10 protein-coding genes are annotated in these 16,932 nt (G+C 45.0%); all 10 read right to left on the minus strand.

Annotated elements, in window-relative coordinates; translation table 11 throughout:
- Positions 1-20: 20 nt before the first annotated feature.
- Positions 21-1,190 carry an aldose epimerase family protein gene (locus ED312_RS13515; protein ID WP_123216574.1) on the minus strand — a complete coding sequence of 390 codons (1,170 nt, stop codon included), beginning with the start codon at positions 1,188-1,190 and terminating at the stop codon, positions 21-23.
- A gap of 105 nt (positions 1,191-1,295) precedes the next feature.
- Entirely contained in the window at positions 1,296-2,360 is a 1,065-nt protein-coding gene (locus ED312_RS13520) for a cellulase family glycosylhydrolase (RefSeq protein WP_123216548.1), read from the minus strand.
- A gap of 89 nt (positions 2,361-2,449) precedes the next feature.
- Positions 2,450-3,151, minus strand: a complete 702-nt coding sequence (locus ED312_RS13525) for a DUF3823 domain-containing protein (protein ID WP_123216549.1) — start codon at positions 3,149-3,151, stop codon at positions 2,450-2,452.
- A 10-nt stretch (positions 3,152-3,161) separates the two neighbouring features.
- The gene (locus tag ED312_RS13530) at positions 3,162-5,042 is read right to left on the minus strand and encodes a RagB/SusD family nutrient uptake outer membrane protein (RefSeq protein WP_123216550.1); all 1,881 of its coding nucleotides are present in this window, start codon (positions 5,040-5,042) and stop codon (positions 3,162-3,164) included.
- 15 nt (positions 5,043-5,057) lie between these two features.
- Positions 5,058-8,498, minus strand: coding sequence for a SusC/RagA family TonB-linked outer membrane protein (locus ED312_RS13535; protein WP_240643101.1), 3,441 nt, complete (start codon positions 8,496-8,498; stop codon positions 5,058-5,060).
- A gap of 140 nt (positions 8,499-8,638) precedes the next feature.
- Positions 8,639-9,679: a FecR family protein gene (locus ED312_RS13540; protein WP_170164516.1), complete on the minus strand. Its 1,041-nt coding sequence runs from the start codon at positions 9,677-9,679 to the stop codon at positions 8,639-8,641.
- 148 nt (positions 9,680-9,827) lie between these two features.
- The gene (locus tag ED312_RS13545) at positions 9,828-11,951 is read right to left on the minus strand and encodes a beta-L-arabinofuranosidase domain-containing protein (protein WP_123216553.1); all 2,124 of its coding nucleotides are present in this window, start codon (positions 11,949-11,951) and stop codon (positions 9,828-9,830) included.
- 337 nt (positions 11,952-12,288) lie between these two features.
- Complete coding sequence (locus ED312_RS13555; RefSeq protein WP_148044292.1) at positions 12,289-12,894, minus strand: RNA polymerase sigma factor; 606 nt, start codon at positions 12,892-12,894, stop codon at positions 12,289-12,291.
- Between the two features lie 135 nt (positions 12,895-13,029).
- On the minus strand, positions 13,030-15,225 hold the full coding sequence (locus ED312_RS13560; RefSeq protein WP_123216556.1) for a GH92 family glycosyl hydrolase: 2,196 nt from the start codon (positions 15,223-15,225) through the stop codon (positions 13,030-13,032).
- Positions 15,226-15,254: 29 nt separating this feature from the next.
- Positions 15,255-16,682 (minus strand): glycoside hydrolase family 125 protein, encoded by a 1,428-nt coding sequence (locus tag ED312_RS13565; RefSeq protein WP_123216557.1) that lies wholly within the window; start codon positions 16,680-16,682, stop codon positions 15,255-15,257.
- Positions 16,683-16,932: the final 250 nt, after the last annotated feature.

Below are 16,932 nucleotides of genomic sequence, written 5' to 3' on the forward strand. Positions count from 1 at the left end.
GATGGAGTTATCTGGTTATTCTAATTATCGGTTGTTGAAAAACTATATATGGAAACGGTATGGTATTCCTCATCGGGATCTAATATTATCGACGGGAAATCCGGCTGGTTCGGGGCATCGGGGAAGTGCTGGGTTTCCAGGGCGAATGCCGTACGGAAGTCGTCTTTGGTCCCGCTTTTGAAAGTATTCTTTCCCTGCATGAAGTTACCGCTGTAAAACTGTATCCCGGGCTCTTCCGTATAGACATTCATGGTAATACCCGTTTTGTCCCCTATGATCGTAGCGGCATGGTTCATTCCTTTTGCTTTAGTATTGTTCAATACAAAATTGTGATCGTAACCGTCTCCGTTCTTTAATTGTTCATTTTCTTCTCCGATACGCTCCCCTATGGTGTGAAATTCCGAAAAATCGAAAGGAGTCCCTTTTACGTCCTTTAGCTCTCCTGTAGGAATAAGGCCTTCATCTACGGGGGTAAATGCATCCGCATAAAATTTCACACGGTGTTCCAGAATAGTCCCATTCCCCTCGCCATTGAGGTTAAAAAAAGCATGATTTGTAAGATTAACGGGGGTAGGCTTATCGGTTGCTGCTTCATATTCCATTTTCAGACTATTATCTGCCGTAACGGAGTAAGTAACTTTCACCTCAAGATTCCCGGGGAAGCCTTCTTCCATATCGGGAGAAGTGTAATGCAGTACCAGGGTCTTGTCATCCGGTTGTTCTGCTTTCCAGACTACATCCTGGAACCCCTTGTTACCGCCGTGTAACGAATTTTCTCCGTTATTTACGGGAATAGTGTACTCTTTACCTTCCAGTGTGAATTTTCCTTTGGCGATACGGTTCCCTACCCGGCCTATTGTTGCGCCAAAATAGGGTTCCGTGGAATTGATAAAATCACCCACATTGTCAAAGCCTATCACTACATCGGTCATTTTCCCGTTTTTATCCGGTACCCACAACCCCACCAAACGTCCCCCATAATTGGTAAAGGCGGCTTTTATCTTATTGTTCTTTATCCGGTACAGACCTACCTGCTTACCATCCAGGATCGTATCGAAGGCTTTTTCCCGTAACTCGGCCTGACCGGTATCTTCCGGTGTTTTCGCCGTGGTCTCTTTTTTATTGGTTTGTTTGCAGGCTGTTAAACTTACAGCCAGGGTTAAGATAATATACAGATTAATTTTTTTCATGATTTTTATGTTAGTTGTACAGTTTTTCCTGGTTTTGTCCGGCAACTCATACAGACCGACATTAACAGGAGAAATACAGAAAGCTTTCGGCACATAAAAATCAGCTTACTTTTTGTTATTCAGTTTTTTTATCAGGTCCGCTTCATCCTGCCGGTACGGGGTGCCATCCTTTCGGAATACATCGTGAAACCATTCGACGGGTTCTTCTCCGCTTTCTATCGGGGTATTCCAGGCATAAATGGTATTCGTTTTGCCGTTGACCAGCCCCCAGTTTATCGCCCCTATGTTTTCCTCTTTCAGCATTGGCATAATATTGGCAAACCTGCTGTTCCTGGTACGGGCCATATACTCGGTACAGATCATCGGGCGTCCGTGGCTTTTCAGCAATTCCAGGACCCTCCGGTGATCTTCGGGATCGCCGTAATTGTGATAGGTAATAATGTCGGAATGCAATGCCTGAAAAGCCCCGAGGTCCGTTAGACCCCACGACCATAAACCGGCCGATACCGGTTGGGAAGGATTCACTTCACGCGCCCATTCAAACACATTTTTGAGTAACGGCAACGATTCGTTTCCTTTCCCTTCATTTCCCGGTTCGTTGTAGAGATCCCACAACAGGATACGTTTATCATCTTTAAAGGTATTGATAATATCCTTGACGTATTTTTCCAGTTCCGGAAAATTCTTTTCTTCTCCGGAAGCGGGATCACCGGGATCCTGTACCCAACCGGAATTATGAGTACCTGTTTTTGGTTCGGGCTGTTTGCCGATCTTCGGGGTTTTGTCCCATACATCGTCAAAGATGACAAACATAGTCTTTATAGCATGTTTATTGGCAATATCCAGGTACCGGTCCACCCGCTTTTTAAAACCTTCGGGATCGGCTTTATAGGCCAGGCTATGCAGATAGACCCGCATAACATTCATCCCTATGCTTTCGGCATATCCCAGTTCACGGTCTATGAGTTCGGGACTGAAAGTCTTTTCCTGCCACATCTCTAGCTGGTTTATAGCGTTACTGGGGATAAAATTGGCTCCATTGATCCAGTCGTGCTGTTTATACCACGCTTCGGCCTTCTCTATGGACCATCGTTCTCCCTTTTGCTGTGCCACAGCACTGCATATCATACTTAGGAATAGTAATAGTGTTAACGGATATATTTTCTTCATGCTTAAAATATTTATTATAAAATTGATCTTGCTATTTTATATACCGAGTGCTGTTTCATTCAGAAACCGTTTAAATTTTAAGGTATTCATCAGAATTCCAATTTTTCCACCGGTGAAAAGATAAGGCTTTCTACTCCACTGATCTTTACTCCTATACGTGCAAACACATAATTCCTGGTATTGTCATCGGGAATTTCCGCCGAAACCTCAATGGCATTAAGGTCTGCCGTATCGGCATTGGCATTTGCATAATTTTCCAGATCATTGTCCGAAACAAAAGCCGTATTATTGAGATAGAGTGTTACGCGCTCCACTTCCCTGGCCTCCTCTCCGGTTATAATCTGTCTTATGCTACACCTGGCATTAACCGTATTGCCGGAAAGGGAAAACTCCGTATTTTCTACCATAAAATAAGGCTTTACATCCACATCGAGCGTTTTTTCTCCATTCAGGGTAAAAAAGATAGTATCCCGCTGTTCTTCATTTATGATTTCCGTCTGAAAAGGGCCTGCATTATTAACAAAGACCAGTTTATAGTCCCCATGGAATGTTTTTATACTGAAAGAGCCGTCCTGGTTTAACGGAACCTCAATTGGTCCCGGGTCCCCGTATCCCGGCTGCCATAACTGAAATCTCACCTCGCCGTGCCTTACCTGTACCGGTTCTCCTTCATAGACCACCCGCCCGCTGAAAAAGGTATCCGGTTCGTCAAAATTATCGACACCGCAGGAAGTGAATATCCCGCATACACAGAGACATATCCAATAATATTTAAATTTTAGTGTTTTCATCTTTGCCGTTTTAGTGGTTAGGGTTTTTTACAATCTTAGGGTTGTTGTTCAGCACATCCTGGGCGATCTCGGAATAGTAATTTCCAAACCGGAAGCGATCGGAAGCGGTTACACGGCTTGGTCTGACAATCTTGTAGATATACTTTTCATGATCTGCATTTCCGGGATTGTACACTTTATAAGGCCATATTCCATAGGGCTGTGTCTGCCGTTTGGTAGCGCTTCCTATATTTTGTGTGATCCCAGATTCCGTAATCTCCGAACCGTCCATTACCAGATGGGCAATCCGCCAGCGCTTCAGGTCAAAAAAGTACAGGCCCTCAAAGGCGAGCTCCACATACCGTTCGTGAGCTATCCTGTCAAAGGTTATATCTCCGGGGGTAAGCGGTACGGTAATCCCGGCTCTCTCCCGGACCCTGTTCATATAATCCGCCGCCACATCGGACTGGCCGAGTTCAAAAGCAGCTTCGGCAGCATTTAACAGCACTTCTCCGAAGCGGTAACGGATAAACCACACATCGCTCATTACCCCACGTTGCCCCGAACCATCCTTGGGGTCCTGGTATTTCCGGATATAAAAGCCGGATTGTGCCACGTGTTCCAGTCCGTCAATAGGCCCGTCAAAACCAACAACCTGCACGGAAGTACCGTCAACATCCTTGCTTTGCCCCCTGGAATCTCCACTGATTACGGAACCGTCGGGCATTTGTATTCCGGCAAAAATATCCACCTCCCTGCCTTTAAAGGACGAACCGGGTACAATTACAGTACCTTGCAGGCGCGCGTCCCGGTTTTCGAAGATATCTCCTATGTTATCGTAGGCGATATATGCTCCGGAGGCATCTTTATTGGGCAACGGTGCAAATTCTCCCTCCAGGGTTTCAAAAGATTGTACGAAATTCAGTGAAGGGTTTATGCGCCCTCCCTCTTCTTCTTCGGCGCCAAACCGGGGTTGGTTGGATATGGTAAAACCATGCCTTTTGCCGGTTTGTAATTTGTAGTCTTCTACAAAAATAGCCTCGGGATTGCTGGCCTTATCGTAAAAGATACTGGCAAAATTATCTGCCAGGTCGGGTTTCTTCTGATACAGTGCATAAGCTCCCGCTTCTCCGTCTATAATTCTCTGTGCTGCCTGCAATGCGGCAGTATAATAACCATTCGCCCTGTCTGCCGGAATGCCTACTTCTCCACCCGGCAGCGATACCTGGGGGATTGTGGACCCGTATTTGGCTATGGAACCGGCATATAATGCCGCCCTGCATTGCATGGCAAGGGCTGCACCCATGCTGGCCCGTGATTTGGAATTTACGTCATCGGGAAGCATTTCCATGATCTCTTCCGCCTCTGCAATAACAAAATCATATATGGCTGCTTCGGTTTCCCTCGGATGCTGGAGATATGTAGGATCTCCGCTGTAATCGTACTCCATAGGTTCGAGAATAAGCGGAACACCTCCCATACGCTTTACCATAGTAAAATAATACGAGGCCCGTAAAAACCTGGCTTCTGCAATAAAACGGGTTTTATCTTCTTCTTCCAGACCTTCCGAATCCGTAACTCCCTGTATAAAAATATTGATATCGCGGATGTAACCGTAATCCCATGTGCGCCAGTCACCATATCCCCATCTATTGTTCTGAAATGCCCCGTAACTCCCGTTATCGGACCAGAAAGCCATATTAAAACCGGAGAGCGACTGCCAGGACTCCACCGTTCCGAAATCATAATACCGGTTATACAGGTCCGCAAGAATAGACAAGGTCAGTTCCGGACTGTTATAGGCTTTATCCGTAGGGATGATCTGTGTGGGTTCGCGGTTCAGGAAATCATCGTCATTGCAACCACCTAACCATAAAGTCAATGCTATCAGGGTATATATATATTTTTTCATCTCTGTTCTTTTGCTTTATAATGAAATATTCACACCTAAGTTCACAAACTTATTCGGAGGGTATTGTAACCCGTTGGTATCTGCTATTTCCGGATCCACTCCAAATTTGGACAGGTTATCTATGGAAAACAGGTTATACCCGTTTATATAGAACCTCATTTTCTGCACACCGAATTTGTCCAGGAGAGCTTTGGGAAGCGTGTAACCGAGTTCAAGTGTTCTTGCCCTTATGTAGGTTACATTGTGCAGCCAGAATGTGGAATTCCTGTAGCTGCTGTGTCCGCCGTGATTATAGCGAAGCGGCGGGTACTTGCCGGATATCCATTCGCTCTCCGTGTCGAAAGGATCGGCACGGTGCCAGCGATCCAGCAATATCCGGTTAAGTGCCCCTTCGTTCTGGTAAGGGACCCTCGTTTCATGCTCCTGATTCCAGGAATACCCTGAAGCCCCGGAGAAATCTGCGGTAAGGTCAAAGCCTTTATACGCCATCCGGAGGCTGAACCCGAAATTGACATTAGGATTAAACGAGGTGTATCCGATAGGTCTCTCGTCATTACCGTTAATATATCCGTCACCATTAAAATCCTTATAGATAATATCGCCCGGCAACAAAGTGGAATTTCCCTGTCCGTCTATATTTACCGGGTAGTTATCGATCTCTTCCTGGTTTTGAAACTGTCCTATGGCCGTAAGCCCCCAGAAAATATTTTCATATCTGCCTTCCCGGCGGTTCCGGTATTCCTGAAGGGCATTGGCATACCGCGGCTTATAGCTATCGAGGAACTTGCTCCTGGAAACCGAAGCATTTCCGCTAACCGTAAAAGTGAGTTCTCCGAAATTTCCGGAATAGGCCAGTGCCCCTTCTATACCATAACGGGCATCGCTGTTTACATTTTCATCCGGAAGGCCGTAACCTACTTCACTGGGGATCAATATATCATATTTCCGTCCCCTTAACCCGGTACGTTTTCTGTAGAAATATTCGAAAGACCCGCTCAGTTTACTGTCGAACAGGTAGAAATCCGCTCCGATGTTGGTTATCTTACTTTTGAACCAGCTAAAATTGGTTATGGGTATTCCCCGGTTTCGCGAACCTACTACAACATCTCCGTCCAGGATGACCTGCGACACATTGTAATTATACCCGCTCAGGTAATCATAAGCTCCCAATCCCGTAACATTCCGGTTATCATCCCCCAGGACACCATAGGAAGCACGGAATTTCAAATCATTTAAAACCGTGTTCTCCCCGAGAAAATTTTGCATAAACGGCTCGTCAGTTATACGCCATCCCCCTGATACGGAAGGAAAGAAACCGGTCCTCTTCCCGGGAGCAAACATCCAGGAGGCATCGCGCCTTCCGGACAGTTCCAGGTAATACCGGTTTTTGTAATTGTAGCTTATTCTCCCTACATAACCTATTCTTGCTTCTTCATTATCACTGTCATCAAATGTGTCCATATCCTTGAAATAGATCAGGGGAAGGTCGTTGTTATCCGGTACGGAATGCACCCACTGCCGTGTTTCGCGGTCTTCTTTTCGTTCTACCACAAAAAAGGATTCGATATTGTGGTTGCCAAAAGAATTTTTATAATGCAGCTGCCCCTGGTACAGTTGGCGGAACACTTTTTTGTTCTCCCTTTCCCGCCAGGGATTGGTACTTCCTCCCGTAACTTCATAAGTATCGGTATCCGGATGATAAGTATAAGCTTCATAAGTATATTCGTGACCATCGAGTACCCGGTCGGCAAGGTAGTAGGAATACATTCCTTTCAGGGTGAGCCCATCTATATAAGGAATATCGTATTCTCCCGTAAAATTGGTCTGGATAACCCTCCAGGTATCCAGGGCATATCCTCCGATTTCCTTATTGTGCAATGCCCAGTTCGTTTCATTATGTCCTATATCATTGAGATAATCCGGGTTATCATTAGCGTAGGGGCGCTCAAAAGGGCGGTTCCTCAGAATGGCAAAACGAGGTAACCAGTAATCGTCGGCCCCGGGAATTCCCGGATTGTCCCGTATCTCTATTCTCCCGTTGATCTGTACACCCACACGAAGACGATCGGAGATATTCGCATCTACATTACTTTGAATATTGGTCCGTTCAAACGTAAATTCATCTCCCAGCACGGACTCCTGCTTTAAGCGGGTGGCAGAAAGATAATAATTGATCTTTTCGGAGCCTCCGGAAGCATTTATATTGATATTGGTAAGCGGGGCATTTTTCTTGATAATAAAATCTTTCCAGTTAAAGGACTGATAGCCATACTCTGTACCTATCCGGTATTTTTCCAGTTCCTCCGGGGTAATGTTCGTCTGCCCGAACTGGTTGACATCGGCTTCGGCTTTCATCAGCATCCATTGGTAAGAATCGTTTACCGGTTCGGGGAACCTCGACCAGTTCTGCCAGCCGGTATACGCATTGATATTTACGGTATTCCTGGAGCCTTTCTTTCCTCGTTTGGTAGTGACTACCACCACCCCGTTTGCTGCCCGGACGCCGTAAATGGCCGCAGAAGCATCTTTCAGGACGGTAAGGCTTTCTATGTCATTCGGAGCAAGATTATTAAATTGCCCTTCATCCTGCGGCACACCGTCTATTATAAATAAGGGGGTTCCCATGTTACGGATCTGTACGGCGGCACTAGCCCCCGGCCGCCCATCGGCCATCCGAAAGGTGACTCCCGGAATCTTTCCAGCCAGGCCTGAACTCACGGTAGCACCTCCGTGTACATTCTCCATATCTTCACTGGTTATAGTAGCTATCGAGCCTGTGAGCGATTTTTTATCCTGTGCGGAGTAGCCGGTAATAACCACTTCGTCGAGTTGCTGGGCGTCTTCCTGCATGGTTATATCAATACGTGTTTTCCCGGCAACTGCTACTTCCTGTGAAATAAAACCTACGTAGGAAAAGGTAATGACATCATCTTCGGTAACGCTGAGTTCGTAATTACCATCGAAATCCGTAGAGGTCCCTTTGGGCTTATCCTTGACCAGGATATTCACGCCGGGCAATGGCACTCCTTTATCGTCAATCACGGTCCCTTCTACTGTTTTTTCCTGTGGTTTTTCTTCCGCTTTTTTTACCGGAGGGGGTATCCTGATCTTTTTTACGGCTATAGTGTTATTCTTTTGTAAAAAAGATACATGGGCTTCCCTGGAGACCATTTTCAGAATTTCGGCGACACTCCGGTTCCGGGCATCCAGGGTAATTTTTTTATGGGTATTATAGATAATTCCTTCTTCATAGAAGAAAACAAAGTCGGTCTTGCTTTCTATGGTCTTCAGGATCTGTTCTACTGACACATCCTTCACTACCACATTGATATAGACATCCCGAATGTTCTGTGAGGTCGCTTTTGATGCAAAAGCTAATCCGGAAAATGTCCAGATGCTCAGTATAACTGTGCGTAAAGTCATGATAATACACGCCTTGGCAAGATTATTTTTCATAATTTTGTGAAGATTAAGTGAAACTTCGGTTTCGTTTGGTTTCCGGCCTTCTATCAATTGCGCTAACAGTGGTAAGGAGGCCGCTTTTTTTGGTTTATATGTGCATTGTTATCCGGTTGGTTTATTCATATATCGGTGTTTTATCTGGTACAGTCTTTTCCGTTTATAATGACGGTATCCTTTGTTATTTCATATGAGACTCCCAGGGCATATCTGAAGCTGTGCAACACACTGGACAATCCCTGATTTTTATGGTCTCCGGTTATTACACATTTTTTAAGCCCTGGATTTTTAAGTATTACTTTTACGCCATACCAGCGTTCGAGCATTTTTGCCGCCTGGTCCAGGGGCGTCCTGTTAAAGGATAAAATACCGTTTTTCCACATAGCTATGCTGGCTATGTCCACTTCCCTTGTGATAAAATTCTGCTCATCTTCACGGTAGACAGCCTGCTGACTGGGGTTGAGCAATACATGCTGCTCTTCTTCGCTCTCTTTACCGGTTTCTCCTTTACTCACCTCAACCAGCCCGGTGGCTACGGAAACTTCCACTTCTTCTTCATTTTCATAAGCCTTTATATTAAAAGACGTACCCAAAACCCGGGTGGTAAGCTCACCTGTTTTCACAAGAAAAGGATGTTTTTTATCTTTCGTCACTTCAAAAAAGGCTTCCCCGCGCAGGGTCACTTCCCTGACATCGCCGGAAAAGCGATCGGGAAAAACCAGTTCGGTATTAGAATTAAGTCTCACTACCGTACCGTCGGGCAAAGTAATTGTTGCTTTTTCCCCGGAGGAGATATGCTGGGTAACCATGACCGGAGGCGGTAAAGGCTTTTCTCGGTTTTTAAAATACCAGATCCCCGAAACGGAAAGCAATAAAACCAGTATTGCCGCAACCCGGTAATATACATATCCCTGTTCCATGTCCCGGGGCCGGTGGACCCTGCGTCTCTTATCCGCTTTTTCCAGTAGTTGGTGAAAGCGGGTATCCGATACTGTTTCTCTTTCAGGATGATCCTCGTTTTTTTTTAATTCTTCCCAGTGTTCGTCCATCCATTTTCGCATCCTGCTTTCAGAACCGGATTCCTTGATCCAGTCCATCAGCCGATGGTACTCTTCCTCATTTATGGTATTTTCCCGGAATTTTTTGAATAGTATTTCTATTTCCTTCTCCCTGTTCATCTCCATGTTATGGTTTACAGTGGGCACGGTCACCAGTGTCCTCTACTCTCGCCGTCCTTCACATATACATCACACGTAGCCCGGTGTAAAGTCCCAACTTTAAAATAATTTTTTTTGACTTTTTGTGTCGCTGTCTTCCGGACTGGTATTATTCCCTTATGTTATAGGTTGGAAATTCAGTGATTCTCAGCGTTGTACATCCGTAGGGTATAAGAATAATATCTTTTAGATCTCCCGAAGATTTACTGTTATTCCAGAAGCCGGGCATAACCGGCACCCCGTTCACGTCTTTCCATTCTTCTGCTTTAACTCCCTTAAGGTGCAGTTCCACCGGGGCATTTTCAAGGTTCCAGGGATAGTTTTCTTTCAGGTCCTTCTCCACAACCTGTATATTCTCTTCAGGATTATTTATAACAGACTCCAATAAACCATAGTTCCAGTCTGCCGCAGGATAAAATTCACGGAACTCCCCGTAACCGTCTTTCCGGTCCTTTCTTTTCTCATGATGCGGTATTTTAAGAGCATACACCAAAGGCCCCCGCTCTACAGCGGCGGAAAACTCATACCACCTGGAAGTCCGTATTTTCATAGGTAATTGCAATACCACTTCATCTCCGGATTCCCATTTTCTGTCTATTATGGCAATCTGTTCCTGAATATCTGCGTTTACTTTCTCCCCGTTTACGGTAATGACGGGATTGTCCGTCCATCCGGGGATGCGCAGATGGAACGGAAAGGAGGCCGACCCGGATAATGTCAGTTTAAAACGGACCGTATCCCTGAAAGGATATTCCGTGGTTTCATGGAGTTCCAGGTCTACCCCGCCGGCAACTTTGAGTTCTGCCCGACTGGGGGCGTATTGCAGGGCTGCTACACCACCGTCCTTTGTTCCGTAAAAAAGGTTTTGAACAAACTTGGGCCAGGACTGGTGCATATTGGTTGTACAGCAGGTATAACCCGTTACCGTACCGTATACGAAATCGGTAAAATGGTGGTTATGGGTCTCAAAAGCAGCATCTATACGGTCGCTTATTTCCACCTGGTTAGCCGCCTGGAAATACTGTTTGGCCATATAATCGTCCGATGCCTGGGTAGGCAGGGCATTATAAGTAATCTTTTCCAGCAGGTCGGCAAATTCCATATCCCCGGTGATCTGTACCATACTTTCCAGCGAAAACATCATTTCGGAAACGGAACAGAACTCAATACCGCGAACCGGATTGTTGCCGTGTAAGGGCTCATCTCCCCCGTACATTCCCTGGGGCTGACCGTGAAATTGTTTTATATCCCGGAATGCTTTTTTAACGGCGCGAAGATATTTATCGTCGGTTTCTTTCTGATAACGTACTACGGGCTCCTTGATCCCTTGTGCCAGGTTTACGGTATGTATACCTCCTGGTTTGGAAAGGGTGATTTTACTTATTTCCAGGGAATCAAAAGGATAACCTTTTGTGCTCCCGAAAGACCAGGGATGTCCCGGATCGGCATCTTTGACTTCGTTGAGAAATACTGTTGTCCAGGGAAATGTCTGTTCGTGTATGAGGTCTCCGAGTTTCAGGAGGAATTCATCGCCGGTTATGTTATACAACCAATAGACCACCTGCAAATTGTCCCCTCCCCTGCGGTTGCCCCAGAACGAGAGGAAATCGAGAGGTTTTTCGGGTAGTTCTTTTAGCTGGTATTTGAAATACCTGGTAAGGGCGGTAATCACCCTCTTGTCTCCGGTAGCTTCGTAATGCTGTTTCAATATTTTAAGCATGATCATTTTGGGCCACCAGTCCCGGCGTGCCCCCCGTTGCAATCCAGGCTCATGTTCCGGTTCTTTCTCAAAAGGTACCGGGCCGAGATAACCGTCGTCGGTCTGGTTGTTCAGTGTCCATTCGATCCAGGGTTTTGCTTTTTCCTTAAGTGTGTCGTTATCGAGTATATATGCCAGGGGAAGCAGGCCGTCAATCCAGTAGGGGCCTCTTTCCCATCCGTCGCCATCGCCCCCGAGCCAGCCGTTCCTTTCACCCACAACTTCCGAATAGATGGAATCCATTTTCCCCGTCATCCCGTTTGCCATCCGGTGCAGTTGTTCTTCGAGCCATCCTTCCGCGCGTATAGCTCCCAGGGGCAATTCCAGGTATGGTTTTGGTTGTAAGGGTTTCCTGTTCTGTAAATAGTTGGCAGAAGCTATCTCGTTTTTCTCCTTCACTTCCGGAGTCCTTTCTTCTTCTTTACACGACAACAATAACAGAACAATGCCGAAACAGGTAATAATATTTTTCATGTCTTTTTTACTATTTTTCAATGGTCGCGACCTGTCCCTAAGTATTGAGGGGTGGAATCTCCATCTGACCAACAGGAAGTTTCTCGCTTTTCAACAGGTGATAAAACTCAATCCGGATAAAGTTTTCCCGATTTTCATCCTCTGTTCCCAAAAGGGAAAAAACCGATATTCCGGAAATTCATTAAAAAATGAATTTTATCAGGTACTAAATTCTCAATTGTAAAAACTTATTCTTTGTAAACAACACACATAACTACCTGCAAAGTCCCAATACCTTTTTGTTTTTTTTATCTCATACAAAATATTCCCGCGGGAAGTAAAAATAAGGAACTGAAAATCAGAAGAAATGATATACGGACAGGAGAAAGAAAAATTTAATGGTATTTTCCAGGTGAGGCTGTAATTGCACTTTTATCGTTTCGAAGATCTTCCAGAGATGGTTTTTTACAGTTTTCTGGGAAATGCCCATAATATCGGCAATTTCCGCATTGGTCTTTCCTTCTTCCCTGGACATTATATAAATGGAACGTTTTTTCTGTGGCAGATGATCTACAATATCGTCGAGGATATCGCGATATTCCGAGAATATCACTTCCGATTCCGTATCTTCCCGGAGTTCGGAAACATTTCTCCAGAGTTCGTCACGGATAACAGCTCGTTGTGAAGCATTTCGCAAATAATTCAGGGTAAGGTTTTTTGCCATCGTATACAGAAGGGAACTGAAAGACCCTTTCAGCTTTATCTCTTCTCTCTTTTCCCAGATCCTTATAAATACTTCCTGTACAATTTCTTCAGCGATGTATTCGGATTTGGTATAGGAAAATACAAAACCGTACAGCCTCTTCTCCATAAGTTCGAATATGGTCTGAAAGGCTGTACGGTCACCTTTGCTAAAAGGTTTTAGCAATGTGTCGTCTATAGTATGAATTGTAGGCTTTTTCACCGAAGGGAAACTATACTTTTATCCAGCGGTATAAACTTAGCAACAATTAGTGTTTTAACAAAATTTTATCTGTTTTTTTCGCAAATTAACTTTTAAAACCTTTTAAAATTCACAAAAACACTACGTAATTATCTACTATTCTCCTGTATGTATTTCCACTTTTCCCCCATCCCGGAACAACCGGTGCGGTATAAAAAAGGAATTGCTCTTTTTTCCGTCGATGCGTATTTCCTCCAGTTTCCTTCCCTCCGATTTTTTTTGCAGAGAAACAGGTTTATGTCCCTTGAAATTAAAGTCCACGCTATCAAAAACAGGTACAGTTACAAGGTATTCCGGATCGGCCGGAGACAGCGGGTAAAGTCCCATAGCAGCAAATACATACCAGGAAGACATTTCCCCGGCATCGTCCATCCCTACCAGGGCCAGTCCGTCTTCCCCGACTCCGTAATAATTTTCCAGCAGATTGTCGATCACCTCTTGTGATTTGTGTGGTTTATCTGCAAAGTAATAGGCAAACGGAGCTTCATGATCGGGCTGATTTCCGTGGCAGTACTGCCCCATAAACCCGGAGACATTTCTCGCTATGTGACCGGGATTCCACGGAACTTTAAAGAGCGAATCCAGTTTGTTTTCAAATTCTCTTTCCCCTCCGTAAAGCTCCACAAGCCCGGGCATGTCATGTGGTGCATAAAAAGAGACCTGCCAGGCATTGGCTTCGCGGTACATATATTCATAATAAGGGTATTGGGGATTAAAAGGGGTTATCCATTGTCCGTTTTCCCGCCTCCCGCGCATAAAATTTACAGAGGGGTCAAACACATTCGCGTAATTACCCGATCTTTTCAGGAGTTCCCGGTAGTGTTCCATATCTCCCATTTCCCGGGCAAGCAGGGCTAATGCATAATCGTCATAAGCGTATTCCAGGGTTTTGGAAACCCCGGCTTTTCCTTTGCTTTCCACATGCGGATCATCGATCTGCGGGTCGGAGATATATCCTTTTTTTATATATTCGGCTATAAAAGGCCTTGTACCTCCTTCTTTATAGGCATTATTCAGCAATAATTCATATGCCTTTTTTACATCGAAATCCTTTATTCCCCGCAGATAGGAACCGGTAATAAAAGCCGAGGCATGGTCCCCGTGAAAAAAGGTAGGTATAAATCCTCTTATTTCTCCCCTGTTCGCAAGGGATTTTATGACATCTTCGGTAACATCAGGAGAAACTAGTGCCAGTAACACGAGCTTATTCCGGTATGTATCCCACAATGAAGGAATAGTGTAGTAACGGAAGTCTTCTTTTCTTTTATTACCGGCTTCATCGGTAAACTCCCCGTTGTTGTCACTGCGGAGTGCGGGCCATAAAAAAGCGCGGTAAAAGGAAGTATAAAAAAGTTCTTTCTGCCTGCCGGTCCCACCGGAAACTTTGATCGATGACAATAGTTTTCCCCATGTTTCAACACCTTTTTCACGGATATCATCGAGGGATTTGTCTCCTATTTCTTTTTCCAGGTTTTCCCTTGCATTGCCGGTACTCACAAAAGACAGCCCGATTTTCAATACCACGGGACGGCTACCGTCTTTTAGCTGTACCAGGGCATAACCTTCACTTTCCCCCTCATTCTTTTTTTCTATATTTTCGATCTCGTCACTTATCAAAGCCGAAAAATAGATCTTCTCCTTTCCCATTTGCTGAAACCCTTCCAGCCTGTTTTTTCCGATGAGTTGTATTTCCCAGTCCGAAACCCGGTTATTGGCCCTGCCCAGGTCGAGTAACACCTTACGGTCCGTAGTATCCTTATAGGTATATTCGTGAATCCCGCAGCGAAGGGTTGAGCTCAACCGGACTTTTACATTGTAGTCTTTCAGCAGGACTTCGTAATAGGCCGGGGAAGCATCTTCTTCTTTATGATCGAATGAAGATCTGAAGGGATGCCGGGCATTGCCCGAAACAGGGAGTACGGGGATATTACAGAGGTTCCAGTGTCCTTTATTGGTATGTGTAAATCCCAGTATTTCACTATCTTCATATTCATATCCCGCCCCGCTGCCGTATTCGGTAATAGGGCTTAATTGCACCATAGCATTGGGAAGGGAGGAGCCGGGATATACCAGCCCCGCCCAAACCCGCCAGTTTTCCGGAGGGGTATAGCCTATCATCTCCGGGTCGGTAAGCGGCGCCGTGCCTATGAACGGATTAACGTATGATGTAAGCGCGACATCTTCTGCTGTTTTATTTACGGGAACCTTTTTTTCCTTATCTCCTTCTTTGCAGTTAAAGCACAAAAGGGACAGGATAAGCAAGGTAATCCCGCTCTTCAAAAAAAATTTCATAGTAACGGTTTTGATCGGTTTAAGCGTTTTTAACGCAATAATTCCGGTTGTTTTTTATAAGTATCCCAAAGGAGTTCGCCGAACAATGTATTGGTCCAGGCAAACCAGGACCTGGTAAAATTCTTCGGATCGTCCTTATGAAAAGATTCGTGCATAAAGCCGGTATCTCCGTGAGTGGACTTCAGCATTTTTATACATTTCTTTATTTCCTGAGGATCGGTACTGGTCAGTCCCTTCATGATAATGGACATAGGCCATACCATATCCATACCTACGTGTGGCCCGCCTATGCCTTCGGCTGCTTTTCCTTCAAAGAAGAAAGGATTGTCCGGCGACCATACAAACTTTCGCGTATTCTGATAAACAGGATCTTTGATATCTACAGCATCCAGGTAAGGCAGCGCCAGAAGGCTGGGTACGTTAGCATCGTCCATTAACAAGTGATTTCCGTAACCATCTACCTCAAAAGCGTAAATATCCCCGTATTCCGGGTGTTTTACCACAGCGTATGTTTTCAGCGCTTTGTCTACTTCGGCGGCCAGTGCTTTCAGGTCTGCTGCCAGTGCGGCATCACCTACCAGTGTTTCCACCATTTCCGCAGCCTGTTTTAAGCTGACCACGGCAAAAAAGTTGGAAGGCACCAGGAAGGAGAATACCGTGGCATCATCACTTGGACGGAAAGCAGAGCATATCAATCCCACAGGTTTTACCGGGTATCCGAAACCTTTCAGTGACCTGGTATCGGTGGCATTAGCCGTTTCCCTCTGGAAAGAATACGGGCCGGGGCCGTCTTTTTGCTGCTGATCCCTGAAAACTTTAAGTATGGCTTCTATTGCTTTTTTCCAGTTTGCATCAAACGGGGCCGTGTCTCCGGTGGTTTTCCAGTAATTATATCCCAGTCTTATGGGATAGCAAAGGGAATCTATTTCATACTTACGTTCGTGAACTCCCGGTTTCATATCGGTAAAATCGCTTGTCCATTCCCCTTTTTTCTGCGGGTCATCATAAAAGGCATTGGCATAAGGATCTTTGAGAATGTACTGTGTCTGCCTGTTTATAACGCCAGCTATAAGATTTTTCAGTTTGTCATCTTTATCTGCAAATGCCATATATGGCCATACTTGGGCCGAACTGTCGCGCAGCCACATGGCATCGATATCTCCTGTAATTACATAGGTATCGGGTTTTCCGTTCTTTTCGGTATAGGTAACCGTGGTGTCGAGAGTATTCGGGAAACAGTTGTTGAACAACCAGGCCAGCTCCTCATCCTTTACATTTTTCTGAAACTCTTTTATAGCTTTTTCGATGGCTTTGCTTTCAAAATGTCTCTTGCCTTTGGGGGTCCTTACTTCCGGAAATTGCTGTTTGTGCAACGTACCCGCCGCCAGGTGAAAAGGATCTACCATTGCCAGGCTTCCCATAAGAGCCGTGTTTTGGATAAATTTTCTTCTTTGCATTTTTCGTTTATAGTATTTATAGATTGAATTAGTTTAGTATATGACAAAGATTTTTTTAACAGGATTTTTCGGAAAATCAGTTTTACCCTAGCCCTAAAGGGAACCTGATTTTCCTCGATTCACCCTTTAGGGCTGGGGTTAAATCCCGAAAACTTTCGGGAGAGGAAAATCCATCGAAATTGAATTTTTGTCATATACTCTAATAAAATGAATTAAAATCTTTCCTTTCACAAGTGTCTAAAATCAAACC

This window comes from Sinomicrobium pectinilyticum, from assembly GCF_003725735.1.
Classification (GTDB): Bacteria; Bacteroidota; Bacteroidia; order Flavobacteriales; family Flavobacteriaceae; genus Sinomicrobium; species Sinomicrobium pectinilyticum.

Excerpts from the sequence above, each read along its gene's own strand:
- ED312_RS13560 (WP_123216556.1), bottom strand. The coding sequence starts at position 15,225 with ATGAAATTTTTTTTGAAGAGCGGGATTACCTTGCTTATCCTGTCCCTT.
- ED312_RS13540 (WP_170164516.1), bottom strand. The coding sequence starts at position 9,679 with ATGAACAGGGAGAAGGAAATAGAAATACTATTCAAAAAATTCCGGGAA.
- ED312_RS13520 (WP_123216548.1), bottom strand. The coding sequence starts at position 2,360 with ATGAAGAAAATATATCCGTTAACACTATTACTATTCCTAAGTATGATA.
- ED312_RS13525 (WP_123216549.1), bottom strand. The coding sequence starts at position 3,151 with ATGAAAACACTAAAATTTAAATATTATTGGATATGTCTCTGTGTATGC.
- ED312_RS13535 (WP_240643101.1), bottom strand. The coding sequence starts at position 8,498 with ATGAAAAATAATCTTGCCAAGGCGTGTATTATCATGACTTTACGCACA.
- ED312_RS13530 (WP_123216550.1), bottom strand. The coding sequence starts at position 5,042 with ATGAAAAAATATATATATACCCTGATAGCATTGACTTTATGGTTAGGT.
- ED312_RS13515 (WP_123216574.1), bottom strand. The coding sequence starts at position 1,190 with ATGAAAAAAATTAATCTGTATATTATCTTAACCCTGGCTGTAAGTTTA.
- ED312_RS13545 (WP_123216553.1), bottom strand. The coding sequence starts at position 11,951 with ATGAAAAATATTATTACCTGTTTCGGCATTGTTCTGTTATTGTTGTCG.
- ED312_RS13565 (WP_123216557.1), bottom strand. The coding sequence starts at position 16,682 with ATGCAAAGAAGAAAATTTATCCAAAACACGGCTCTTATGGGAAGCCTG.